A 23339-nucleotide genomic window follows, 5' to 3' on the forward strand; every position below is an offset into this window, starting at 1 on the left:
CTTCTGGAGCGCTTCGCTTCGAGACTTCCAGACTTCGAGCCCCGTTCCTGCCGCTCAGCGCAGGGCGGGGCTTTCTTGGCACTTGAAACTCTAACACTCGTTCAATATCTTACGAGCGTTCAAGTTTCTTTCGCCGTCGACCGACCGGAGGTGGCCTCGCCGTGGCCAACCCCTACCGCGAGCTGTTCCGGGCGCCGGGCTCCGCCGCCTTCTCGGCCGCGGGCTTCGTCGCCCGCATGCCGATCTCGATGACCGGGATCGGGATCATCACGATGCTGTCCCAGATGCGCGGCGAGTACGGGCTCGCCGGCGCGGTCTCCGCCGTCTTCACGCTCTCCACCGCCCTCTTCGGACCGCAGGTCGCCCGGCTCGCGGACCGCACGGGACAGGGCAGGGTGCTGCTCCCCGCCACCGGGCTGAGCGTGGTCGGGCTCGGGGCGCTGCTGCTCTGCGCCCGGTACGACGCACCGGCCTGGACGCTGTTCGCGTGCGCCGTGCTCGCCGGCACGCTGCCCAACATGGCCGCGATGGTCCGGGCGCGCTGGACGCACGCCTACCGCGGCTCACCGCGGTTGCACACCGCCTTCTCGCTGGAGTCGGTCGTCGACGAACTCACCTTCGTCGTGGGCCCGGCGCTCTCCGTGGGGCTGTCCACCGCGCTGTTCCCGGAGGCGGGGCCGCTGGTCGCGGTCGCCCTGCTGACGGTCGGCGTGCTGCTGTTCGTCCCCCAGAAGGCCACCGAGCCGCCCGTCCTGCGCACCCAAGCGAACGCGCACGAAGCGGGCACGGACGGCGGCTCGGCGATCCGGATCGGGTCCGTACGGCTGCTGGCGCTGGTCCTGGTCGCGGGCGGCGCCATCGTCGGCACCGTCGACGTCGTGGGCGTGGCGTTCGCCGAGGAGCAAGGCAGCGCGGCCGGCGCTGGCGTCGTGCTCTCCGTGTACGCGATCGGGTCGGCGCTGGCCGGACTGGCCTTCGGCACCCTGCGGCTCCGTGCGCCGCTGCCCGTACTGCTCGCGGTCGGGGCCGCCGGCACCGCCGTCACCACGGTGCCGCTGCTGTTCGTCGACGGGATCGCGACGCTCGCCGTCGCCGTCTTCTTCTCCGGCCTCTTCTTCGCCCCGACGATGATCGTGGTGATGAACCTGGTGGAGCGGACCGTGCCCGCCGACCGGTTGACCGAGGGCATGACCTGGGCGATCACGGGGCTGAACGTGGGCGTCGCGCTCGGCGCCGCGGTCTCCGGCGCGCTGGTGGACCGGCACGGACCGGTCGGCGGCTTCTCGGTCGCGGTCGTCGCGGGCGCCGTCGCCCTGCTGCTCGCCGTGGGTGCGCGCGGTCCGCTGGCCCGTGCGCTCGCCGTACGGCCGGCCGCCGAACCCGCCGACGAGGGCACCGCCCGGCCCGCACCCTGCGACGCGTAGGGCGCTGACCACCACCGATAGGGTCCCTGAACGGCGATCCGCGGCAATCCGCGGCGGACGGCGATCCGACCCGGGAGCGAAGTGACCGACCCGACCACCGACGGCCGCCGCGCCAAGGGCGAACGTCGCAAGCAGGAACTCATCGAGGCGACCGTCCGCGTGGTGGCCCGGGACGGCGTCGCGGGGGTCAGTCACCGCGCCGTGGCCCGGGAGGCGGGGCAGCCCGCCACCGCCGCCGCGTACTACTTCAGCAGCATCGACGAACTGCTCACCGCGGCGCTCACCCGCTGCATGCACGAGGACGCCGAGCGCATGCGGGCGCTGGCCGCGCGGTCCGACGGCACGCCCGCCGCGCTGGCCGACCTCGCCGAACTGATGTGCTCCGTCGTCTCCCGTCCGGCGCACCTGCTCGCCGAGTACGAGTTGTTCCTACTGGCGGCCCGGCGCCCCGAGTTGCGCGGCGCCACAGACGACTGGCTCGCGGCGGTCGAGGAGTTCGGCCGCCGCTACACCGACGACCCGGTGCGGCTGCGGCTGTTGACCGGTGCGTGGGACGGGCTGCTGATGCAGGCCCTGCTCACCGACCGGCCGCCGACGGCCGCCGACTACGAAGCCGTCCTGCGCGCCGTCCTGCTGTGACGGACCCCGATCGCGCCTGCGGAACCGCCCCTCAAGGCGCCAGGAACCGCCGCAGGATCTCCTCCCCCGCCGCCACGCCCCGCTCCGGCACCACCGTCACCCGCGGCCCGACCCACCCCGTGTCGGCCAACTCGCCGTGCTCCGGCCGCCAGCCGCGGTCCGCGGCCAACAGCAGGTCCGCGTCGAGGAGCGAGTCCCCGGCCGCCAGCACCTCGTCGGCGCCGGTGCGGTGCGCCACCTCCCGGACGGCCGCGCTCTTGGTGAGCGGACGCGGTACGGCGTACACCTTGCGGCCCTGGAGGGAGACCGACCAGCCGCGGGACTCCGCCCAGTCCGACAGCTCCGTCACCCAGCCCTCCGGCAGCAGCGCGCGGTCGACGACGAGATAGGCGAACAGGTCCTCGGCGACGCGCTCCTTCAGCAGCCAGGCCGGGTCGGAGACCTTGCGGAGGTGGCCGCGGACCTCGTCGAGGGAAGCGCACTCGTCCGTCAGCCGGGCGGCCACCCTGCGCCGCCAGTCCGGGTCGGACACCCCGTCGACCAGGATGTGGCCGCCGTTCGCGCAGATCGCGTACGCCGGGGGCGGCCCCGGCAGGTGGATCCGCCCGTACTGCTCGCGGGTGCGCGTCGTCGTCGGCACGAAGGCCGTCTCCGCGGCGAGCCGGACCAGCAGCCCCGCAGCGGCCTCGGTCACGTACGACAGCGGCTGGCCCTGGTACACCTCCACGCACAGCAGCCGCGGCGCGTCCGCGTCGGGCATCGTCAGTCCGAGCGCGCCGGCCGAGTAGATCAGCGTGCGGTCCAGGTCGCTGGCGACCATGCGCACCGGGCGCCCGTGGTCCACGAACCGGCTCATCGCGCGCTCACCGCCGTGCCGTCCGCGCCCGTCGCGCCCTTGGTGTAGCGCGGGTGGATCAGGCCGACGCAGCTGTACGGCAGCTCGTCGACCTCCTCGACGGGGACGCCGCGCTGCTCGGCGAGGAGCCGCACGTGGTCCAGGTCGCTGCCGGCGCCGCGGCGGGCCAGGACCCGCCAGGGCACGCGCCGCAGCATGACCCGGGTGGTCTCCCCGACACCGGGCTTCACCAGGTTCACGTCATGGATGCCGTACTCCTCGCAGATCCGCTCCACGGCCGCCCAGCCGGCCCAGGTCGGGGTGCGGTCGGCCGCCAGCAGTTCCTTGGCCTCCCGGTCGACGGCGGCGGCGACCTCGTCGAAGCGGGCGGCGATCGAGTCGAGGAAGCGGTTGGAGACGTCGGCGTCCGCCAGGTCCCGGTAGAACTTCGCGCCGTGGTAGTCGTTCGGGCCGACCAGGTCGGCGCGCAGGACGGTGCGCGATATCAGCCCGGAGACGGTGGAGTTGAGGCAGGCGGAGGGGATGAGGAAGTCCTCCCGGGTGCCGTACGTGCTCACGCAGCCACCCGGGTCGGCGAGCACCGCGATCTCGGGCACGAAGCCGTCGAACTCCGCGATGGCGGCGGCAAGTTCGCGGGTGATCGCGCCCTTGCCCGTCCAGCCGTCGACGAAGACGACGTCGGCCGGGTCGTGGTGCTCGCGCAACCAGCGCAGCGCGTTGGCGTCGATGCCGCGGCCCCGGACGATGGAGACGGCGTAGTGCGGCAGGTCGAGGCCGTGCCGCCGCCGGGCCCAGCGGCGCATCAGCACGCCCACCGGGGTGCCGGCGCGGGCCAGCGACACCAGGACGGGCCGCGGCGAGCGCTCGGCGAGCACGAGTTCGGTGACCGTGCCGACCGCGCGGGCGATCCGGGCGGCCGAGTCGTCGAGGGCGCGCTCGAAGAGCCGTTGGTACGCGGCGCTCGGCTGGTACTCCACCGGCAGTGACTCCGCGTAGTGCGCGCCGCCGCTCTGGACGGCCTCCTCGCGCTCCTCCGTCGGCGCCTCCAGCGCCACGTCCGACAGGTCCTGGAGCAGCCAGCCCACCTCGTCGGGGGCGTACGAGGAGAACGCGGGGCCGCGGAGGGGTTCGGGGAGCATGGGGGCCGTTTCCGGGGGTGCTTGCGGGGGCGGGGACGAGGAGGCGTGCGCGGACGGGGGCACGCGGCTGGGGACGACCGCCAGCAGGACGTGCGGGGCGTGCGCGGCCAGTTGGTGCAGCAGTCCGCCGGGGGCGTGCAGGGCGGGGGTGTCCGCGGTGGAGTCGACGACGGCGACGACGGCGTCGAAGCCCGCGCCGGCGACGTTGTACGCGTAGCGGTCGCCGGGGCCGTCGGCGGGGTCGTCGTGGGCGGGGAAGACGAGCCGGGTGCGGATCGCGTACCCCGGGTCGTCGACGGCGAGCACGGGCGAACGGGTCGTCGTCGAGTACCGCACGTCGGCGCCGTCGGCGATCGTCGCCTCCAGCGCGGTGGCGAGCCGCAGCGGCGCGTACATCAGCTCCTCGCAGCCGAGGACCAGGACGCGCCGTGCGTCGGACGGCAACTCGGCGGCGAGCTCGGCGGCCATGGCGGGCAGGGCCGCCTCCAGCCGCTCCCGGTCGTCGGGGTCGAAGCCGTGGCGTCCGCCGTCGGGCGTCTCGACGGGCCAGGCCAGCCGGGCCCGGCGGATCGCACCGGCGCCCGGGGCCGCGGCGGGGTCCCCCGTGGCCGCCGTCTGACGGGCCTCCTCCTGCGCGACCAGGGCCGTGCCCTTCGCCAGGACGTCGTCGGGCAGGTCGACCGTGCCCGAGGCCAGGGCGACCAGGTCGATCCGGGCGCCGAGGTCGGCGGCGAAGGCCGTCAGCCGGTCCCGGTCCGCCGGGGCGCGCATGTCGACCAGCGCGACGATGACGTACCGCCTGCGCGGGTGGCGCTCGTGCAGCGTCCGGACGGTGTTCAGGACGGTGTTGCCGGTGGAGAACTCGTCGTCGACGAGGACCAGCGGCCCGTCCCCGGTCAGCAGCGCGGGGTCCTCGGGCAGCAGCAGGTGCGAGGTGTGGTGGGAGTGGGCCTCCTCGAAGCCGCCCGCGCTCGGCACGCCCGGCACCGGCCGGCGGGTGGAGTGCAGGTACGGCGCGCTGCCCACGCCGTCGGCGACGCAGTGCCCGAGCCCGGTCGCGGTCTCGGCGTACCCGAGGACGACCGCACGGGCCGCCTCCGCGTCGCCCAGCAGGGCCCGGACGCGGACGCCGAGGTCGTACCCGGCGCCGTACACGACGGCTGGCGACCGCGGGACGTGCTTGCCGAGCACGTTCGAGACGAGCAGGTGGGCCCGCTTGGGGTTGCGGCGCAGGGCCAGGCCGAGGAGTGCGGGCAGCTCTTCGTCACCGGCGAGCGTCACACCGAGCCGATCGGCGACCCACCGTCCCGACCAGACGACCGCCGGGCCGTCCGATCCGTCTGATCCGTCCCGTGTCGCCGACGCTATGTCGACCCTCGCGGCCTTCTCAGCCGTCTCGCCGTGCTCGCCTGTCACTTCTGCCGCCTCCGGGCTCTGTGTCACCGCTGGTCCTCTGTGCGCGTGCGGGGCTTGTTCCGTCACTTGTCGGCGAGCCCCGCCGTCAGCAGGTCCACGAAGCCGACGTCCTCCCGGGCGACGCCGAAGGCCGCGGCCCGCAGCAGGGTCCGCTCGGCCCAGGCGCGGTGCGGCTTCACTTCGTTCATCTTGTTCGTGTACGCGGAACGCACCACCCCGCCGCCGCCGCGCTCGGGGCGGAGGATGTCCTGTGCGTCGCTGAACTCCTCGTGGCTGACCACGGACAGCGCGTGCACGGGCACGACGTGCGAGGGGTGTATGCAGGTCTTGCCGGTGAGGCCGTTGGCCCGGTCCAGTTCGATCTCGCGGAGCAGTCCGTCCAGGTCGTGCTCGATCAGCGCGGTGCGCAGCTCGTCGGCGCGCCCCTCCATGAAGGGGCTGCGTCGTAGCTGCGGCTTGAACATCCGCTCCTGGAGGCGGAAGTACTCCCACACGGGGCCGGTCACGGTGTAGCCGGTGCCGTCGGCGCGGCCGAGGACGTTGACGACGTCCGCGATGACGGAGGCGACGATCTGGACGTCGTACGCCGTCATGTCGGGCGAGCGGCGCAGCCCGTAGGCGGAGCAGAAGTCGGTGACGCCCAGGCGCAGCGCGAGGACCCGGTCGCGGTACTTGTCCACGGTGGTGGCGATGGCGCTGAGGGTCTGCCGCCGGGTCTCCAGGTGCAGCAGCTCCGGGGACTCCAGGACGGGCATGGCGAAGAGGCGCTGTCCGGTGGCGGCCTCGGCGGCGGTGAGCGCTTCGAGGAAGGGGATCCCGCGTTCTTCGGTGAACTTCGGCAGTACGAATCCAGACAGCCGGCGAATCGATTCTCCAAGCCGTCGGGCAAGATCGGGAATCTGTCCGGGCACCCGGACGCGAATGAAGAGCAGCGGCAGTTCCGCGCCCTTTTCGGCACGGGCGTCGAGATCGGCGAAGTGCCGGATCAGGTTCTCCTCTGCGGCCGGCACTTCGGCGTCGTCGATGGAGTCCTCCAGACACAGCACCATGGAGACGACTCCGCAGGTCACCTGCTTGAGGACGTCGTCGGCGAGCCGGGGCCTGGTGGCGGGGCTGTAGAGCGTGGCGCCGAGGGACGCAGCGAGCACGCGCGCGGAGGAGTCCGCGGTGAACTCCGCGGGCTCCCGATGGAACAGACGCTCCCTGGCGGCAGGCGAAAGCTGCCCGAAATGACGCATCAATGTCCCCCGTGCTCCTGGGCGCCACGCCGGTTTGACGTGGCCGGTAATAGTACGTACGAAAGCGTGCCGAGAGTTCCCCCGGGCGATGAACGCCGGGTGACATGGTTGCACCCTCCATGCGTCCCTCCACGCGCCCCTCCGCATCTCCCTCCACGCGTCCTTCTGTGCGTCTCTCCGCAAGCCCTTCTGTACGCCCTTCCGTGCGTCTGTCCGTACTTCCGTCCGTGCGCCCTTCGGTGCCCTTGCCGCGGTCGCGGTCCTTCCTCGGCGCCCCGCGTTGTCCGGGCGGCCCCGGGGAAGGCAGGATGACGGTCATGACGCACGCGATGGTGAAGGGCTCGAACGTCGCTCTGAACGCCACGGCCGTACGCGCCGTGCTGCGCTGGACGCCCGGGAACGGCGTCCCGGACGTGGACGCCTCCGCGCTGCTGCTCGGGCCGGACGCCCGGGTCCGCTCCGACGAGGACTTCGTCTTCTACAACCAGCCGCGGCACCCCTCGGGGCTGGTGCGCCGGCTGGCGAAGCAGCAGGTCGGGGAGCAGCTGACGGACACCGTCGAAGCGGACCTCACCGCGCTCGACGCCTCCGTCGACCAGGTCGTCCTCGCGGCCTCCTCGGACGGCGGCACCTTCGAGCACGTACGGGACCTGCGGATCGCGCTGTATGACGCCGCCCGCCCGGACGGCGAGGCGATCGCGGTCTTCGACGTGGCGGCGGAGACGGGCCTGGAGACCGCGGTCATCTGCGGCGAGCTGTACCGGCGCGGGGACGCGTGGAAGTTCCGGGCGGTGGGGCAGGGCTATCCGACCGGCCTGGTGGGGCTGGCCACGGACTTCGGCATCTCGGTGGACGAGGGGGCGTCGGTCGAGGAGCCCGATGCGGCTGCGGGGAGCGCTGTCGCGGCGGCCCCGGCCGCTCCGGCCGTCCCGCCAGCGCCGACCAGGCCGCCCGTCGTCCCCCCGCGGCCGGCGCAACCCCCGGCCGCTCCGCCCGCGCACGCCCGGCCGCAGCCGGCCGCCGCCTTCGTCCCCGATCCGGACTTCCGGCTTCCGCCCATGGGACCGCAGTTCGCCCGGCGCTGAGGCGCCCGGGCCGCGCCCGGAAGGACGTCCTACAGCTTCGTCTTGTATCCGCGACCCCACTGCAAGCCCCATCCGTACAGCCGGTCGAGCTCTGCCTGGAAGCCGTAGACGAACTTCACTTCACGGCGGACGATCATCTCCCCCTTGATGTTCTCCATGGAGAACACCGCGCAGGAGCGGGCCTGCGGGGCGCGTTCGTCCAGCTCGACGGTGACGCGCGGGCCGCTGCTCGGATAGAGCGTGACCACCGCGTGCGTACGGTCGAAGGCCGGGGTCTGGTCGTAGATGTAGACGAAGAAGAGCAGGCGCTTGATCTCGGCGTGGTGATCGAGGTTGACGTAGATGGTCTCGCCCGAGCCGGAGCCGAAGCGGTCGTCACCGCTGCACCTGACGTACGGCGCTTCGTTCGTCGAGCCGAGGAAGCCGCCGAGGGGCTGCACCACGCCCTTGCTGCCGTCCGCCAACTCGTACAGGCACCCGAGGTCCAGGTCGACGTTGACCATGCCCTGGGTGTGGGCCTGGACGACTTCGGGCTGGAAGAACTTCAGGGGGTGCCGCAGCAGTCTGCCGCCGAGTTCGGGGCGGCCCTCGATGTCCGAGGTCCGCATCCGCCACGACAGGTTGACCCGCAGGTGGCCGTTGGCGGCGCCCTGCTTGGTCAGCGACACCGTGGGCCGTCGCTTCGTCAACGGGATCACGTTCGCCGCGGCGGTGCCGAGGTCGAACTGAGAGGCCCTGCCGCGCAGCAGTCCGTCCCAGAAGGCCATGCGTTCCCACCCCCGGTGGTGTGTCGGCGGTCGCGTCCTGCCGGACGGACCCTTCTCCCCGCGGTGCCCCGCTCCCCCCGCCCGCGGGCGCTGCGCGGGGCGGCGCCGAGGCCCGTGCCTCGAAGCCGCCCCGCAGAGAGCGTTCCGCAATAAGGCGGTCGTCACACCCCTGCTTCGGAGTGTGGCCGGGCCTTTTCGCCCTCGGCGGCGAGCGCCTTGTTGCGCTTGACCGAGGACCAGAAGGACCAGGCGATCAGGATCACGCCGACCGAGCCGGTGATGATCTCGTGGATCTCGAAGCGGATCGTGATCAGCAGGATCGTGGCGAGCGCGCCGATGGCGTAGTGGGCGCCGTGCTCCAGGTACGCGTAGTCGTCCAGGGTGCCCTGACGGACCAGGTAGATCGTGAGCGAACGGACGTACATGGCGCCGATGCCGAGGCCGAGGGCCATCAGCACGATCTCGTTGGTGATGGCGAAGGCACTGATCACGCCGTCGAACGAGAAGGACGCGTCCAGGACTTCCAGGTAGAGGAAGAGGAAGAAGGCGGCCTTGCCGCCGACCTGGAGGGCGGTGACCCGCTTGCCGCTCTTGCGGGCGGCTTCCTCCTCCTCGTGCTCGCGCTCCTCCTCCTCTTCGAGCTTGTTCTCGAAGTAGCCGGAGAGCCCGCCGACGACCAGGTAGGTGATCAGACCGGCGACGCCGGAGAGCAGGACCGTCTCGGTCTTGTCGGCCGCGCCGGCGTGGGTGTGCGCCTCGGGGGCCAGGAAGAGCGCGCTGATCATCAGGATGATCAGCGCGATGCAGACCGACAGCATGTCGACCTTGCCCAGCTTGGACAGCGGACGCTCGATCCAGCCGAGCCACTTGATCTCCCGCTCCTCGAAGATGAAGTCGAGGAAGATCATGAGCAGGAACATGCCGCCGAAGGCGGCGATGGAGGCGTGCGCGTCGGTGACGAGCTGCTCGTACTTCTCCTTGTCGTTGAACGCCAACTCCACGGCCTCGATGGGCCCGAGGCTGGCGCTCACGGCGACGATGATGACGGGGAAGACGAGCCGCATGCCGAAGACGGCGATGAGGATGCCGATCGTGAGGAAGATCTTCTGCCAGAAGGCGTTCATCTTCTTCAGGATTCCGGCGTTGACGACCGCGTTGTCGAACGACAACGAGATCTCCATGATGGAGAGGATCGCCACGATCCAGAACGCGGTCCACCCGCCGTAGAACACCGCTGCGACCAAGCCGAGCGCGGTGACCGCGAACGACCAGCCGAAGGTTTTCAGAACCACTGCTACCCAATCGTGTAGGTGGGGGTCCCCCGATGCCCCCGGGGCAGACCGTGGGAGGGTTCTCCCCGCACAGCCGGGGCGGGTTTCCCCGCCCTGGGCGCGGCTTTACGAAACGTTGACCCCGAAGTCTAGAGCGATGCCGCGCAGGCCCGACGCGTACCCCTGGCCCACTGCACGGAACTTCCACTCCGCCCCGTAGCGGTAGAGCTCGCCGAAGATCATCGCGGTTTCGGTGGAGGCGTCCTCACTGAGGTCGTAGCGAGCGAGTTCCTGGCCGTCGGCCTGGTTGACCACGCGGATGAAGGCATTGCTGACCTGGCCGAACGTCTGACCGCGGTTGTCGGCGTCGTGGATGGAGACCGGGAAGATGACCTTGTCGACGTTCGCCGGCACCAGGGTCAGGTCGACCAGCAACGACTCGTCGTCGCCGTCGCCCTCGCCGGTCAGGTTGTCGCCGGTGTGTTCGACCGAGCCCTCGGGGCTCTTGAGGTTGTTGTAGAAGACGAAGTACTCGTCCCCCAGCACCCGGCCGCCGCCGCACAGCAGCGCGCTGGCGTCCAGGTCGAAGTCGGCTCCGGTGGTGGAACGCGCGTCCCAGCCGAGGCCGATGAGCACCTGGGTGAGGTTCGGTGCCGCCTTGGAGAGGGAGACGTTGCCCCCCTTGGCGAGTGTGACGCCCATGATCTGGTCCTCCCCTTAGAGACGTTGAATTCGCTGCGTGCCTGTCCCGCACGCCCGCCCTGCGAACGGAACATCCGCCGCAGGAACGTCCGGCGCCGCACTGCGAGGTGCAGCAGTGCGGCGCCGGACGGGTGCTGACCGACTGCTCAGACGTTAACGCCGAAGTCCTGGGCGATGCCGCGCAGGCCGGAGGCGTAACCCTGGCCGATGGCGCGGAACTTCCACTCCGCGCCGTGGCGGTACAGCTCGCCGAAGACCATCGCGGTCTCCGTCGAGGCGTCCTCGGTCAGGTCGTAGCGGGCCAGTTCGTTGTTGTCGGCCTGGTTGACCACGCGGATGAACGCGTTGCGCACCTGGCCGAAGGACTGGCTGCGGCTCTCCGCGTCGTAGATGGAGACCGGGAACACGATCTTGTCGACTTCGGCGGGCACGCCCGCGAGGTTGACCTTGATCTGCTCGTCGTCGCCCTCGCCCTCACCGGTGAGGTTGTCACCGGTGTGCTCGACGGAGCCGTCGGGGCTCTTGAGGTTGTTGAAGAAGACGAAGTTGCCGTCGGTCGCGACCTTGCCCTCGGTGTTGGTCAGCAGCGCGCTGGCGTCCAGGTCGAAGTCCGTGCCGGTGGTGGTGCGGACGTCCCAGCCGAGCCCGACCGTGACGGCGGTCAGTCCGGGTGCGGCCTTGGTCAGCGAGACGTTGCCGCCCTTGCTGAGGCTGACTCCCACGAGTCCCTCCATAGGTGTTCAGGGGCAGCGCCCCCGTGGTGCGTTTCGTGTCGGATCAACAAGTGGATCCTAGTGAGCGGTTCCCCCGCGAAACAGGCTTTCGCCCGCTGCGCCTTCGATCCGTTCCCGCTCGTGCGGAAGGTCCCGCCGTGCGTCAGCCGGCGTCCAGCGCGCCGAGCGCCGTGGCGTACTCGTTGAGGTCGCGCGCGTCCGGGAGGGCGTTGAGGACGCTCCAGCGCACCACGCCCTCCTTGTCGATGACGAAGGTGCCGCGCAGGGCGCAGCCCTTGTCCTCGTCGAAGACCCCGTAGGCCCGGGAGACCTCGCCGTGCGGCCAGAAGTCCGACAGCAGCGGGTACTCAAGGCCCTCCTGCTCGGCGAAGACCCGCAGGGTGTGGATGGAGTCGTTGGAGACGGCGAGGAGCTGGGTGGAGTCGTTGACGAACGCGGGCAGCTCGTCGCGCAGGGCGCACAGCTCGCCCGTGCACACGCCGGTGAAGGCGAACGGGTAGAAGAGGAGCACCACGTTCTTCTCGCCGCGGTAGTCCGCGAGACGCACGGTCCGGCCGTGGTTGTCCTTGAGCTCGAAATCCGGGGCCTTGGTGCCGACCTCGATCGCCATGGCGCGTGGGTTCCTTCCGCCGCGTGTGTCCGGGTGCCGGGCCCACCCCACTGGGTGCACCCGAGGGTCGTGCCCCACCCTACGCGCGGACCCCCTCCGCCCGGAGGCGGAGGGGGTCCGTGGGGCCTCAAGGCCCTCTCTCGGAAGGAGGGCCCGGACCGGCCGCCGGCGTGCGGCAGCGCGGTACGGCCTGCGTCTGTGCGTACGCCGGTCACCCAGCCGGCGGACGGAAGGTCAGCGCTTGGGGGCGGCGAGCTTGGTGCCCGACCACTCCTTGGCCACGCTGATGCTCTTGGTCTGCGAGAGCCCGGCGGTCTGGGCGGCCTCGCTGATGTCGCTCGGCTCCACGTAGCCGTCCCGGCCGGTCTTCGGAGTCAGCAGCCAGATCATGCCGCCCTCGTCGAGGAGGCCGATGGCGTCCACCAGGGCGTCCGTCAGGTCGCCGTCCTCGTCCCGGAACCAGAGGACGACGACGTCGGCGACGTCATCGTATTCCTCGTCCACCAGATCCTGGCCGATGACGGACTCGATGCCTTCACGGAGATCCTGGTCGGCGTCGTCGTCGAAGCCGATCTCCTGGACCACCTGTCCGGGCTCGAACCCCAGCCTCGCTGCCGGGTTGGTCCGCTCCTCCGCGTGGTCCGCGGTCGCGCTCACGGCTTGCCTCCTGATCATGTTCGGTAGATGCTGCGCCACGCGCGCGTACGCGCGGCTTTGGCCGTAGTCCACACGGGCGGGACGGATCGCGCAAGTACCCGGCCGTCCAGACCGCCGAAACGGTGACGTTTGCGTCCGTCTCGGCGCAACTCCAGACACGTGCGGCTTGGGCCGCACGGCTCGTCGGAGCCGACGGCGACCTCCGACGGACGGCCCCCACCGGGGCGCCGCGCCGCCGCTGACGGTCGCATACCCCTAATTTACGACTCATTCACCTCCCCCCGATACCGAGTCCCGCCCCGAGCACCCGAACGGAACCCCGTACCGCCCTGGGCGTATGGTTGCGATTTGGGCGGTCCTGCCCCGGTGTCGAGCGCAGGGGCCGTGTCGCGACGTGTGTGCCGGATCACGGGTTACCACTCGGTAGAGATGACGTTTCCCGGCCTGCGGTACACGATGGGAGGCGGTACGGCACCCGTACGGGAGCCCAGCACTCCGGCCCCGGATCTCGACCCCCTCCAAGCACCCTCCGAGCCCCATCCGAGTACTCCCCGAGTACTCCCCGAGTACCCCTCAGCACACTCCGAGCACCTTCCGAGCACCCCTCCGAGCAGCGAAGGAACAGCGTGGCTTCCGGATCAGATCGCAACCCGATCATCATTGGCGGCCTTCCCAGCCAGGTCCCGGACTTCGATCCCGAGGAGACCAAGGAGTGGTTGGACTCACTCGACGCCGCCGTCGACGAGCGGGGCCGGGAGCGGGCCCGCTATCTGATGCTCCGCCTCATCGAGCGGGCCCGCGAGAAGCGGGTGGCCGTGCCGGAGATGCGCAGCACGGACTACGTCAACACCATCGCCACCAAGGACGAGCCGTTCTTCCCGGGCAACGAGGAGGTCGAGCGCAAGGTCCTCAACGCGACCCGCTGGAACGCCGCGGTGATGGTCTCGCGCGCCCAGCGCCCGGGCATCGGCGTGGGCGGCCACATCGCGACCTTCGCCTCCTCCGCCTCCCTCTACGACGTGGGCTTCAACCACTTCTTCCGGGGCAAGGACGGCGGTGACGGCGGCGACCAGATCTTCTTCCAGGGCCATGCGTCGCCGGGCATCTACGCCCGGGCGTTCCTGCTGGACCGGCTCAGCGAGGCCCAGCTCGACGCGTTTCGTCAAGAGAAGTCGAAGGCGCCGAACGGGCTGTCGAGCTATCCGCACCCGCGGCTGATGCCGGACTTCTGGGAGTTCCCCACGGTCTCGATGGGGCTCGGCCCCATCAGCGCCATCTACCAGGCCCGGATGAACCGCTACCTGCACGCCCGCGGGATCGCCGACACCTCGAACTCCCACGTGTGGGCCTTCCTCGGCGACGGCGAGATGGACGAGCCGGAGTCGCTGGGCCAGCTGTCCATCGCCGCCCGCGAGGGCCTGGACAACCTCACCTTCGTGGTGAACTGCAACCTCCAGCGCCTGGACGGCCCGGTGCGCGGCAACGGCAAGATCATCCAGGAGCTGGAGTCGCAGTTCCGCGGCGCCGGCTGGAACGTGATCAAGCTGATCTGGGACCGCTCCTGGGACCCGCTGCTGGCGCAGGACCGGTCCGGCCTGCTGGTGAACAAGTTGAACACCACGCCGGACGGCCAGTTCCAGACGTACGCCACCGAGACCGGTGCGTACATCCGCGAACACTTCTTCGGCGGTGACCAGCGGCTGCGCGCGATGGTCGCGAACATGACCGACGAGCAGATCCTGCACCTGGGGCGCGGCGGTCACGACCACCGCAAGGTGTACGCGGCGTTCGAGGCGGCCAAGGAGCACAAGGGCCAGCCGACGGTGGTGCTCGCGCAGACGGTGAAGGGCTGGACCCTGGGCCCCAACTTCGAGGGCCGCAACGCCACCCACCAGATGAAGAAGCTCACGGTCGACGACCTCAAGCGGTTCCGGGACCGGCTGCACATCCCGATCCCCGACGCCAGCCTGGAGAGCGGCCTGCCGCCGTACTACCACCCGGGTCGCGACTCGGAGGAGATCCAGTACATGCACGACCGCCGCCGGGCGCTGGGCGGCTACGTCCCGTCCCGCGTGGTGCGGTCCAAGCCGCTGGAGCTGCCGGGCGAGCAGACGTACGCGGCGGTGAAGAAGGGCTCGGGCCAGCAGTCGATCGCCACCACGATGGCCTTCGTCCGACTGCTGAAGGACCTGATGCGGGACAAGGGGATCGGCAAGCGCTTCGTGCTGATCGCGCCGGACGAGTACCGCACCTTCGGCATGGACTCCTTCTTCCCGAGCGCCAAGATCTACAACCCGCTGGGCCAGCAGTACGAGTCGGTGGACCGGGAGCTGCTGCTCGCGTACAAGGAGTCGCCGACCGGGCAGATGCTGCACGACGGCATCTCGGAGGCGGGCTGCACGGCCTCGCTGATCGCCGCGGGTTCGGCGTACGCCACCCACGGTGAGCCGCTGATCCCGGTGTACGTCTTCTACTCGATGTTCGGCTTCCAGCGCACCGGCGACCAGTTCTGGCAGATGGCGGACCAGCTCTCGCGCGGTTTCGTGCTGGGTGCGACCGCGGGCCGCACGACGCTGACCGGCGAGGGGCTGCAGCACGCGGACGGCCACTCCCAGCTGCTGGCCTCGACCAACCCGGGCTGCGTGGCGTACGACCCGGCCTTCGGCTTCGAGATCGCGCACATCGTCGAGGACGGGCTGCGCCGGATGTACGGCGGCGACGCCGAACACCCGCACGGCGAGGACGTCTTCTACTACCTGACGGTCTACAACGAGCCCATCCGACACCCGGCCGAGCCGGCGGACGTGGACGTGGAGGGCATCCTCAAGGGGATCCACCGCTACCGGGCGGGCGAGCGCGGGCAGATCCCGGCGCAGATCATGGCGTCGGGCGTGGCCGTGCCGTGGGCGGTGGAGGCCCAGCAGATCCTCGCCGACGAGTGGAACGTACGGGCCGACGTCTGGTCCGCGACCTCCTGGAACGAGCTGCGGCGCGAGGCCGTGGCGGTGGAGGAGCACAACCTGCTGCACCCCGAGGAGGAGCAGGGCGTGCCGTACGTGACCCGCAAGCTGAGCGGCGCCGAGGGGCCGTTCGTGGCGGTGTCGGACTGGATGCGCTCGGTCCCGGACCAGATCTCGCGCTGGGTGCCGGGGACGTACTCCTCGCTGGGCGCGGACGGCTTCGGCTTCGCGGACACCCGCGGGGCGGCGCGGCGCTTCTTCCACATCGACGCGCAGTCGATCGTGCTGGCGGTGCTGACGGAGCTGGCGCGGGAGGGGAAGGTGGACCGCTCGGCGCTGAAGCAGGCCGTCGACCGGTACCAGCTCCTGGACGTGGCGGCGGCGGACCCGGGCCCGGAGGGCGGCGACGCGTAACCCGCGTCGTACTGCCCGTACATGCGCGAAGAGCCCCACCGACCTCGGGTCGGTGGGGCTCTTCGCATACGTACACGCAGTACCGGCAGCTAGATGTGGGCCGCGCCCGCGCCCGCCTCCGCGTTCTCCCCGCGCTTGGTCAGCAGGGCGATGAAGACGGCGACGACGGCCACTCCGGCGGCGACCAGGCTCGCCAGGCCCATGCCGGAGAGGAAGGTGTCGTGGGCGACGTCGGCGATCTTGCCGGCGATCTCCGGGGGCGTCCCGGGCTGCACCGGGGGCACGCCGACCTGGACGGCTTCCGCCGCCTTGTCCATCTGCTCCGGGTCCAGCGGCGGAAGCTGGGCGTCGGCCCAGTTCCCTTCGAGGTCGCTGCCGACCTTGGAGGCCATGACGGCGCCGAGCACGGCCGTGCCGAGCGCGCCGCCGATCTGCATCGCGGCCTGCTGGAGGCCGCCGGCGACGCCGGACAGCTCGATCGGGGCGTTGCCGACGATGACTTCGGTGGCGCCCACCATGACCGGCGCGAGGCCGAGGCCGAGGAGGGCGAACCAGATGGACATCACCGCGCTGCTGGTGCCCTTGTCCAGGGTCGACATGCCGAACATGGCGAGCGCGGTGAAGACCATTCCGCCGGCGAGCGGAATGCGCGGGCCGGCCTTGGTGATCACGGCGCCGGCGAGCGGCGAGGCGACGATCATCATGCCGGTGAGCGGCAGCAGGTGCAGACCGGCGTCGACCGGGCTGAGCCCGTGCACGTTCTGCAGGTAGAAGGTGACGAAGAACAGGCCGCCCATGAAGGCGATCGCCATCAGCACCATCAGGACCACACCGGCCGACAGCGGCACGGACTTGAAGAGCTTCATCGGGATCAGCGGCTCGGCGACCTTCTTCTCCCAGAAGGCGAAGACCACGAAGCAGACGACGGCCGCGACTATGAAGCCCCACGTCTTGGCGCCGCCCCAGCCCCAGCCCTCTTCGGGGGCCTTGATGAGCGCCCAGACCAGACAGAACATCGCCACGGACAGCAGCAGGATGCCGAAGACGTCGAAGGAACGCGGGGCGTTCTCCGCGCGGTGGTCCTTGAGGATCACCAGACCGAGGGCGACGGCGAGGATGCCGACCGGCACGTTGATGAAGAAGACCGACTGCCAGCTGACGTGCTCGACGAGCAGACCGCCGACGATGGGGCCGCCCGCGGTGGACGCACCGATCACCATGCCCCAGATGCCGATGGCCATGTTCAGCTTCTCGGCGGGGAAGGTGGCGCGCAGCAGGCCGAGCGCGGCGGGCATCAGCAGCGCGCCGAAGAGGCCCTGGAGCACCCGGAAGGTGACCACCATCGCGATGCTGTCGGAGAAGCCGATGGCGGCGGACGCGGCGGCGAAGCCGACGACGCCGATGAGGAAGGTCTGGCGGTGTCCGAAGCGGTCACCGAGCTTGCCCGCGGTGATCAGCGTGACCGCGAGGGCGAGGAAGTATCCGTTGGTGATCCACTGGACGTCGGAGAAGGTGGCATTGAGGTCGCTCGCGATCGCGGGGTTGGCGATCGCGACGATGGTGCCGTCCAGCGCGACCATCATCACGCCGATCGCCACGGCGAAGAGGGTCAACCAAGGGTGGCCGCGGAGCCCGCTGCCCGGGGCCGGTGCGGCGTCCCGGGGATCCCGCGGCGCCTTATCGACGGTGATCTGACTAGTCATGAAGGAAGAGTAATGTCAGCCACTGACAGTTGACGAAGCGATTTATTAGTCGGTAGCTGTCTTCTCGGTCACAGGTAGGCTGACCTGGTCCGAAGCCCCGAGGCAGCAGCCGTCCGCGGCGTGCTCGGGCGTTTTCGACGATCGCCGACCAATCCAAGTGAGGCCATGACGTGACGGTCGAGCCGGCGGAGGTCGCCGGGCTGCGCGAGCGGAAGAAGCAGTGGACGCGCTACGCGCTGGCGCGTGCGGCGCTGGAGCTGTTCATCACGCAGGGCTTCGACGAGACCACGGTCGACGAGATCGCCGCGGTGGTGGACGTCTCGCAGCGTACGTTCTTCCGCTACTACGCCAACAAGGAAGACGTGGCCTTCGCCGTGCAGGAGGTCGTCGAGCGGAGTTTCGTGGAGTCGCTGCGGTCGCGCCCGCTGGAGGAGCCGCCGTTCGTCGCGATGCGCCGGGCGGTGCTGGCGGCGTGGGACGGCATCGGGGAGGCGGTCGCCGAGATCGCCCCCGTCGACCTGCACATGCGCTCGTACCTGATGATCGAGTCCACGCCGGCGCTGCTCGCGGTGCACATCCGGCGCTCCATGGAGGTGGAGGAGAAGATCGCCGGCATCATCGCGGAGCGCGAGGGCATCGACGTCGACGAGGACCCGCGGGCCCGGCTCGCGGTCGCGGCGTTCAGCGGGGCGATGCGGGTGGCCGGGCGGCGGTGGAGCGAGGGCGAGGACCACAGCCCGGACGCGATCCGCGACCTGACCTCGCAGTACATGGACCAGCTGGGCCCCGCGCTGATGGGCCCGTGGCGCGAGGCCCCGCCGCGGGAGTGACCCCCGCGCCATCCCTGCGGGCCGCACCCTGCCGCTAGGCCGTGTCCGCAGAGCCCCGGGCGCGCCTGTGCCTCTGGACGTAGCCGCGGTTTCCCTGCGGGAGCGTTGGTCTCCACTGGCCGGTGGTGGGCTGTTCGCGCAGTTCCCCACGCCCCCTAGACACCTCCGCCGCCAGCCCGCAGGTAGATGACGGGAGCAGCGAAACAGGGGCGCGGGGAACTGCGCGAACAGCCACAGACGGGCCGCAGGGACTCGCGCTCCCGCAGGGAAACGGCGGCTACGTCCAGAGGCGCAGGCACGCGTGCGGGACGTTGCGGGCTGGTTCTGGGGGGCTTCGCGCAGGGCCTACGCTAAGGCGCGGTGTTTTCTTCCCCCTCTCCCACGTGGACCGCAGGACGCGCCCTGCTCGCGCTCGCGGTCGTGTTCGTGATGCTCGCGACGACCGGCTGGACCGCCGTGCGGCGCGGCACCGCGCCGCCGGGCCCGTACGACGCCGAGGCCGCCGCCTGGCGCGCCGCGTCCGCCGGCGGTCGGCCGCTGCCGCGGCCCGACGCCCCGCCGCAGCGGCTCGCCGCCTTCTTCGCCTCCCTCACTGCCCGGGACGCCGACCGGCTCGCCGAGCGCTTCCCCCTGGTCGTGGGGAACCTCAACGGCGCCCCGGTCACGCTGCGCTACCGCGCCAACCGGATCGCGCTCCAGCGCGAGTTGACCCGGGAGCGGACGCGGGAGCGGGAGCGGATCGCGCTCGGGGCGCTCAGCCCCGACGGACGGCGTGACGCGGCCCGACGGCAACACCGGCTCCAGGCCCTGATGGGCGACGACCGCCAGGTACTCGCCTTCGACCCGTCGGGCGCCGGCCGGGTCGCCGAAGTGCTCGGCGACCTCGACCGGGCCCAGCGGGTCTCCGTCGTCGTGCCGGGCGTGGACACCAACCTGCTGACGTTCGAGCGCACGCAGCGCAAGTACACCGCCCCGGCCGGGATGGCGGAGTCCCTGTACGCAGCGGGGCGGGCCGCGGCCCCCGGCATCCGTACCGCGGTCATCGCGTGGGCCGACTACACCGCGCCCGTCGGCGTCGGCGTGGAGTCGGCGATGGGCCGGCTCGCCGAGGGCGGCTCCGACCGGCTGGTGGCCCTCACCGGGGCGCTGCCCGGCGCGTCGCGGATCAGCCTGGTGTGCCACAGCTACGGCTCGGTGGTCTGCGGGGTGGCCGCGCACCGGCTCACCCCCCGCGTCACGGACATCGCCGTCGCCGGCAGCCCCGGCATGCGCGCCGGGAACGTCGACGAGCTGGGCGCCCGGGCCCGGGTGTGGGCCGCCCGGGACCGCGACGACTGGATCGAGGACGTCCCCCACCTGGAAGTGGGCGGCTTCGGGCACGGTACGGACCCGGTGTCGCCGGAGTTCGGCGCCCGCGTAGTGTCTACTGAGGGAGCTATCGGCCACACCGGCTATTTCGAGCCAGGTACCGAAAGCGTGACCAACTTCGCCAACATGGCGGTGGGTTCGTACGACGGTGTGAGCTGCGCGAGCGCCGACGCCACGTGCCGACGTGATATTTCCGGCGAAGCGGCGTCCTGACGCGCGTAGAACTTTGTGAGCATCGCTCTGCTTCAAGGGGCGACGGGAGCGCGCCCGACGCCTACGATGATGCGTATGGGTGATGTACTGGCCGGAATTCACGCCACATGGGAGTTCGAGTCCGACTCCGTGCTCATCCGCTACCAACGGGGACACCGCACACCGAAGCTGCTCCAGACGCTCCGCGAACGCCGCATCCCCCACGATGCGTTGGCGTCGGTGGCGCTCTCCCCGGGCAAGCGGGGGGCGTTCGTGCTGCGCGCGGCACCGAGGTCCGGCGCGGATCCGCTGATGGACGCGGCGGCGGGGCAGCTGAAGGAGGAGAGCGATCCGTACCGGCTCGTGCTCCCGGCCGATCAGGAGGCCGCCGCCCGGCACTACCACGATCAGCTGCGCGCCGTGCTGGCCGCCGACGCGGACCTGCCGGCAGCGCGCTACGTGGTCGCGGCCCCCGACTCGCCGCTGTCCTTCAAGGCGTACGACGGGAAGGCGTCCTTCGACGGCCAGCGGGTCGACTTCCGCTGGTCCTCGACGGGCGCGTCGTCCGCGAAGTGGAAGGCGGGCGACCAGAGCTTCCCGGTCGCCGAGCTGACCGGCGTCGAGTGGCGCACCCCCGAGGGCCCGGCGGGCTATCTGCGGCTGCTGCGCCGCGCCGCCGTGCCGACCCCGCCGGACCGGGTCGACAAGGACCCGGCCGCGGTGGTCTTCGGCTTCCGCAACGGGACGGTGCACGAGTCGCTGCCGTTCGCCGCCGCGGTCCTGGAGTCGGTGCGTAGGACCGGCCCCACCCCCGTCGCCCCGGTGCCGGGGGCGCCGGCCGCCGTGCGGCGCGACCCCGCCGACATCGCCGAGCGCATACGCCACCTCGGCGCGCTGCGGGACGCGGGGCTGGTGACGGACGCGGAGTTCACGTCCAAGAAGACGGAGCTGCTGGCGGAGCTGTGAGCGCGCGGCGCCGTCGGCAGGACGCGGCCGGGGCCGCGACCCGACTCGGCCGCGACGCGACCCGGGCCGGGCGTAGCACCGTGGTATGACGTCGTACCCCACCCCTCAGGTATGACGCCGTGGCCCGTGGAGCTGCCTACCCTGGCTGGACCATGTCTCGATCGCCTGCCGCCTCGCCCCAGCCCCCTTTGTGGCGCTCCGCCCGCACCCAGCTCCGGCTGCTCGTCGCGGCCGTACGCACCCCCTCCCACGCCGCGACCCCGCTCCTCGGCAGCTCCGAACGGGCCCTGGTGCGGTACGCGCCGTGGGCGGTCGCCTTCGTCGCGGTCGCGATCCTGCTGCCGACGTCGGTGACCGTGGTCGCGCAGGACTACGGGCTGAACGGCCCGGCGGCCGGCGCGCTGGCCGTCGCGCAGACCACGCCCCTGCTGCTCGCGGTGACGCGCCCGCTCCAGGCGTGGTGGATCGTCTTCGCGGCCGACGTCGTCGGCGCCATCGTCCTGGCGGGCGCGGCCGACGCGTCGGGCCGTCCCTGGCCGTGGACCCCGATGGTGATCATCGGCTACGTGATCCTGATGCTCTTCCTCGGGCTGCGGGAGTCCAGGCGGGCGCTGGTCGGCGTGTGGCTGGCCACGGGCCTGGTCGGGGTCCTCTTCGAGCTGGCGTCCTCCAAGCGCAGCGACGGCAGCTGGATGCTGATGTTCGTCCTGACCGGGGTGGCGCTGGTGGTCACCGGCGCCCTGCGGGAACGCGGCGACGCCCAGCGGCGGCTGGCCGCGCAGGAGACCATCAGCGAGACCGAGCGCGCCCAGCGCACGCTGCTGGAGGAGCGCACCCGGATCGCCCGCGAGCTGCACGACGTCGTCGCGCACCACATGTCCGTGATCACGGTGCAGGCGGACTCGGCGCCGTACCGGATCACGGGGCTGCCCGAGGACGCGCGGGAGGAGTTCACCGCCATCGCGGCGAGCGCCCGCGAGTCCCTGACGGAGATGCGGCGGCTGCTGGCGGTGTTGCGCAGCGAGGACGCCAACGGGGAGCTGGCGCCGCAGCCGGGCGTCTCGCGGGTGCAGCAGTTGGTGGAGGCGACGGTACGGGCCGGGGTGCCCGTCGAGCTGTCGCTGAGCGTGCCCCCGGGCTCCGTGCCGCAGGCCGTCGACCTGTCGGCGTACCGCATCGTGCAGGAGGCGCTGGCGAACGTGGTGCGGCACGCGCCCGGGGCCACGACCCGGGTGTCGGTGATGTCCGACGGGACGGACCTGATCGTGGCGGTGGTCAACGGGCCGGCGGCGGAGGTCACGTCGCCGCTGGAGTCCGCGGGCACGGGGCACGGGCTGGTCGGGATGCGCGAGCGCGTACGGTTGACGGGCGGCACGCTGGACACCGGTCCGCTGCCGGACGGGGGGTTCAGGGTGGCTGCGCGGATGCCGCTGGCCCCGTCCTCGGCGGACGGGCCGGACGGGCCCGACGCACCGGATGCGCCCGACGTGCCCGACGTGCCCGTGCCGTGACCGTTCGCCCCGGAGGACCCCGAGTGACCATTCGCGTGATCATCGTCGACGACCAGGCCATGGTGCGCGCGGGCTTCGCCGCGCTGCTGTCCGCGCAGGCCGACATCGACGTCGTCGGCGAAGCGCCGGACGGCCGGGCGGGCGTGGAGGTGGCCCGCACCACCCACCCCGACGTGGTCCTCATGGACGTCCGCATGCCGGAGATGGACGGCCTGACCGCGGCCCGGGCGATCCTCCAGCCCCCGGTGGGGGTCGTGCACGTCCCGAAGGTGCTGATGCTCACCACGTTCGACGTGGACGACTACGTGTACGAGGCGCTGCGCGCGGGCGCGTCGGGCTTCCTGCTGAAGGACGCGCCGCCGGCGGACCTGATCTCCGCGGTACGGGTGGTGGCGGCGGGCGAGGCGCTGTTGGCGCCGTCCGTGACGCGCCGCCTCATCGCCGACTTCGCGGCGCAGCGGCCGGCGCCGCGGAAGGATCCTTCGCTGCGGCTGAAGGGGCTCACTCCCCGGGAGACGGAGGTGCTGGAGCTGATCGCCCGCGGGCTGTCGAACCAGGAGATCGCGCGGGACCTGGTGGTGGCGGAACAGACGGTGAAGACGCACATCGGCCGCGTGCTGGCAAAGCTGGACCTGCGGGACCGCGCGCAAGCGGTCATCTTCGCGTACGAGTCCGGCCTGGTCCGCCCCGGCACGACGTAACGCCCCCTGCTTGCGGGTGCCCCCGCACCCCCTGACGCAAGCGCCGCAACCCTGCGGGAACGTTGGTCTCTGCGGCTGCTCTGTGGCTTGTCGCGCAGTTCCGCCCCCTGGTGCCCCCACGCCCCCGGGGGGGGCCGGCGCGGAAAAACCACCACC

The 23339-nt window shown here is 71.5% G+C and carries 19 protein-coding genes; 9 read left to right on the forward strand and 10 right to left on the reverse strand.

Annotation, left to right across the window (positions count from 1 at the left end):
• Positions 1-161: 161 nt before the first annotated feature.
• Positions 162-1424: an MFS transporter gene (locus ABZ842_RS36125; protein ID WP_361547085.1), complete on the forward strand. Its 1263-nt coding sequence runs from the start codon at positions 162-164 to the stop codon at positions 1422-1424.
• An 81-nt stretch (positions 1425-1505) separates the two neighbouring features.
• On the forward strand, positions 1506-2063 hold the full coding sequence (locus ABZ842_RS36130) for a TetR family transcriptional regulator (protein WP_361547088.1): 558 nt from the start codon (positions 1506-1508) through the stop codon (positions 2061-2063).
• Positions 2064-2094: 31 nt separating this feature from the next.
• On the opposite strand, the gene ABZ842_RS36135 is transcribed toward ABZ842_RS36130, so the two are convergent.
• From ABZ842_RS36135 to ABZ842_RS36145, 3 genes are all read right to left on the reverse strand, one after another.
• Positions 2095-2919 carry an HAD family hydrolase gene (locus tag ABZ842_RS36135; protein ID WP_361547091.1) on the reverse strand — a complete coding sequence of 275 codons (825 nt, stop codon included), beginning with the start codon at positions 2917-2919 and terminating at the stop codon, positions 2095-2097.
• Complete coding sequence (locus ABZ842_RS36140; RefSeq protein ID WP_361547148.1) at positions 2916-5426, reverse strand: phosphoribosyltransferase; 2511 nt, start codon at positions 5424-5426, stop codon at positions 2916-2918. Before ABZ842_RS36140 ends, ABZ842_RS36135 begins: the two co-directional genes overlap by 4 nt.
• A gap of 110 nt (positions 5427-5536) precedes the next feature.
• Entirely contained in the window at positions 5537-6712 is a 1176-nt protein-coding gene (locus tag ABZ842_RS36145) for an HpcH/HpaI aldolase/citrate lyase family protein (RefSeq protein ID WP_361547094.1), read from the reverse strand.
• Between the two features lie 308 nt (positions 6713-7020).
• Between ABZ842_RS36145 and ABZ842_RS36150 the strand changes: the two genes are divergently transcribed.
• Positions 7021-7797 (forward strand): TerD family protein, encoded by a 777-nt coding sequence (locus ABZ842_RS36150; protein ID WP_361547096.1) that lies wholly within the window; start codon positions 7021-7023, stop codon positions 7795-7797.
• Positions 7798-7826: 29 nt separating this feature from the next.
• Here ABZ842_RS36150 and ABZ842_RS36155 read toward each other — a convergent pair whose 3' ends face one another.
• The 6 genes from ABZ842_RS36155 to ABZ842_RS36180 all read right to left on the reverse strand — a co-directional run bounded on the left by ABZ842_RS36155 (position 7827) and on the right by ABZ842_RS36180 (position 12538).
• Positions 7827-8564, reverse strand: coding sequence for a Tellurium resistance (locus ABZ842_RS36155; protein WP_361547099.1), 738 nt, complete (start codon positions 8562-8564; stop codon positions 7827-7829).
• Between the two features lie 161 nt (positions 8565-8725).
• Positions 8726-9856, reverse strand: coding sequence for a DUF475 domain-containing protein (locus ABZ842_RS36160; protein ID WP_361547102.1), 1131 nt, complete (start codon positions 9854-9856; stop codon positions 8726-8728).
• 105 nt (positions 9857-9961) lie between these two features.
• Positions 9962-10537 carry a TerD family protein gene (locus tag ABZ842_RS36165; RefSeq protein ID WP_361547105.1) on the reverse strand — a complete coding sequence of 192 codons (576 nt, stop codon included), beginning with the start codon at positions 10535-10537 and terminating at the stop codon, positions 9962-9964.
• Positions 10538-10683: 146 nt separating this feature from the next.
• Positions 10684-11259 (reverse strand): TerD family protein, encoded by a 576-nt coding sequence (locus tag ABZ842_RS36170; protein WP_361547108.1) that lies wholly within the window; start codon positions 11257-11259, stop codon positions 10684-10686.
• Between the two features lie 154 nt (positions 11260-11413).
• Positions 11414-11881, reverse strand: a complete 468-nt coding sequence (locus ABZ842_RS36175; RefSeq protein ID WP_361547111.1) for a peroxiredoxin — start codon at positions 11879-11881, stop codon at positions 11414-11416.
• A gap of 234 nt (positions 11882-12115) precedes the next feature.
• Positions 12116-12538: a DUF3052 domain-containing protein gene (locus ABZ842_RS36180; protein ID WP_361547114.1), complete on the reverse strand. Its 423-nt coding sequence runs from the start codon at positions 12536-12538 to the stop codon at positions 12116-12118.
• 626 nt (positions 12539-13164) lie between these two features.
• Between ABZ842_RS36180 and aceE the strand changes: the two genes are divergently transcribed.
• Complete coding sequence (aceE, locus tag ABZ842_RS36185; protein ID WP_361547117.1) at positions 13165-15912, forward strand: pyruvate dehydrogenase (acetyl-transferring), homodimeric type; 2748 nt, start codon at positions 13165-13167, stop codon at positions 15910-15912.
• 89 nt (positions 15913-16001) lie between these two features.
• Here aceE and ABZ842_RS36190 read toward each other — a convergent pair whose 3' ends face one another.
• Positions 16002-17615: an MFS transporter gene (locus ABZ842_RS36190; protein WP_361547120.1), complete on the reverse strand. Its 1614-nt coding sequence runs from the start codon at positions 17613-17615 to the stop codon at positions 16002-16004.
• 170 nt (positions 17616-17785) lie between these two features.
• Between ABZ842_RS36190 and ABZ842_RS36195 the strand changes: the two genes are divergently transcribed.
• From ABZ842_RS36195 to ABZ842_RS36215, 5 genes are all read left to right on the forward strand, one after another.
• Entirely contained in the window at positions 17786-18445 is a 660-nt protein-coding gene (locus tag ABZ842_RS36195; RefSeq protein ID WP_361547123.1) for a TetR family transcriptional regulator, read from the forward strand.
• Between the two features lie 429 nt (positions 18446-18874).
• Complete coding sequence (locus ABZ842_RS36200; protein WP_361547151.1) at positions 18875-20026, forward strand: alpha/beta hydrolase; 1152 nt, start codon at positions 18875-18877, stop codon at positions 20024-20026.
• Positions 20027-20101: 75 nt separating this feature from the next.
• Positions 20102-20971, forward strand: coding sequence for a DUF4429 domain-containing protein (locus tag ABZ842_RS36205; protein ID WP_361547126.1), 870 nt, complete (start codon positions 20102-20104; stop codon positions 20969-20971).
• A 152-nt stretch (positions 20972-21123) separates the two neighbouring features.
• On the forward strand, positions 21124-22482 hold the full coding sequence (locus ABZ842_RS36210; RefSeq protein ID WP_361547130.1) for a sensor histidine kinase: 1359 nt from the start codon (positions 21124-21126) through the stop codon (positions 22480-22482).
• Positions 22483-22505: 23 nt separating this feature from the next.
• A complete protein-coding gene (locus ABZ842_RS36215; protein WP_361547133.1) occupies positions 22506-23183 on the forward strand; it encodes a response regulator transcription factor in 678 nt (225 codons plus the stop codon).
• Positions 23184-23339 lie beyond the last annotated feature (156 nt).

It is taken from the genome of Streptomyces sp. NPDC047315 (genome assembly GCF_040643215.1).
Taxonomy (GTDB): domain Bacteria; phylum Actinomycetota; class Actinomycetes; order Streptomycetales; family Streptomycetaceae; genus Streptomyces.

Excerpts from the sequence above, each read along its gene's own strand:
- ABZ842_RS36135 (WP_361547091.1), bottom strand. The coding sequence starts at position 2,919 with ATGAGCCGGTTCGTGGACCACGGGCGCCCGGTGCGCATGGTCGCCAGC.
- ABZ842_RS36145 (WP_361547094.1), bottom strand. The coding sequence starts at position 6,712 with ATGCGTCATTTCGGGCAGCTTTCGCCTGCCGCCAGGGAGCGTCTGTTC.
- ABZ842_RS36150 (WP_361547096.1), top strand. The coding sequence starts at position 7,021 with ATGACGGTCATGACGCACGCGATGGTGAAGGGCTCGAACGTCGCTCTG.
- ABZ842_RS36155 (WP_361547099.1), bottom strand. The coding sequence starts at position 8,564 with ATGGCCTTCTGGGACGGACTGCTGCGCGGCAGGGCCTCTCAGTTCGAC.
- ABZ842_RS36165 (WP_361547105.1), bottom strand. The coding sequence starts at position 10,537 with ATGGGCGTCACACTCGCCAAGGGGGGCAACGTCTCCCTCTCCAAGGCG.
- ABZ842_RS36175 (WP_361547111.1), bottom strand. The coding sequence starts at position 11,881 with ATGGCGATCGAGGTCGGCACCAAGGCCCCGGATTTCGAGCTCAAGGAC.
- ABZ842_RS36190 (WP_361547120.1), bottom strand. The coding sequence starts at position 17,615 with ATGACTAGTCAGATCACCGTCGATAAGGCGCCGCGGGATCCCCGGGAC.
- ABZ842_RS36200 (WP_361547151.1), top strand. The coding sequence starts at position 18,875 with ATGCTCGCGACGACCGGCTGGACCGCCGTGCGGCGCGGCACCGCGCCG.
- ABZ842_RS36205 (WP_361547126.1), top strand. The coding sequence starts at position 20,102 with ATGGGTGATGTACTGGCCGGAATTCACGCCACATGGGAGTTCGAGTCC.
- ABZ842_RS36210 (WP_361547130.1), top strand. The coding sequence starts at position 21,124 with ATGTCTCGATCGCCTGCCGCCTCGCCCCAGCCCCCTTTGTGGCGCTCC.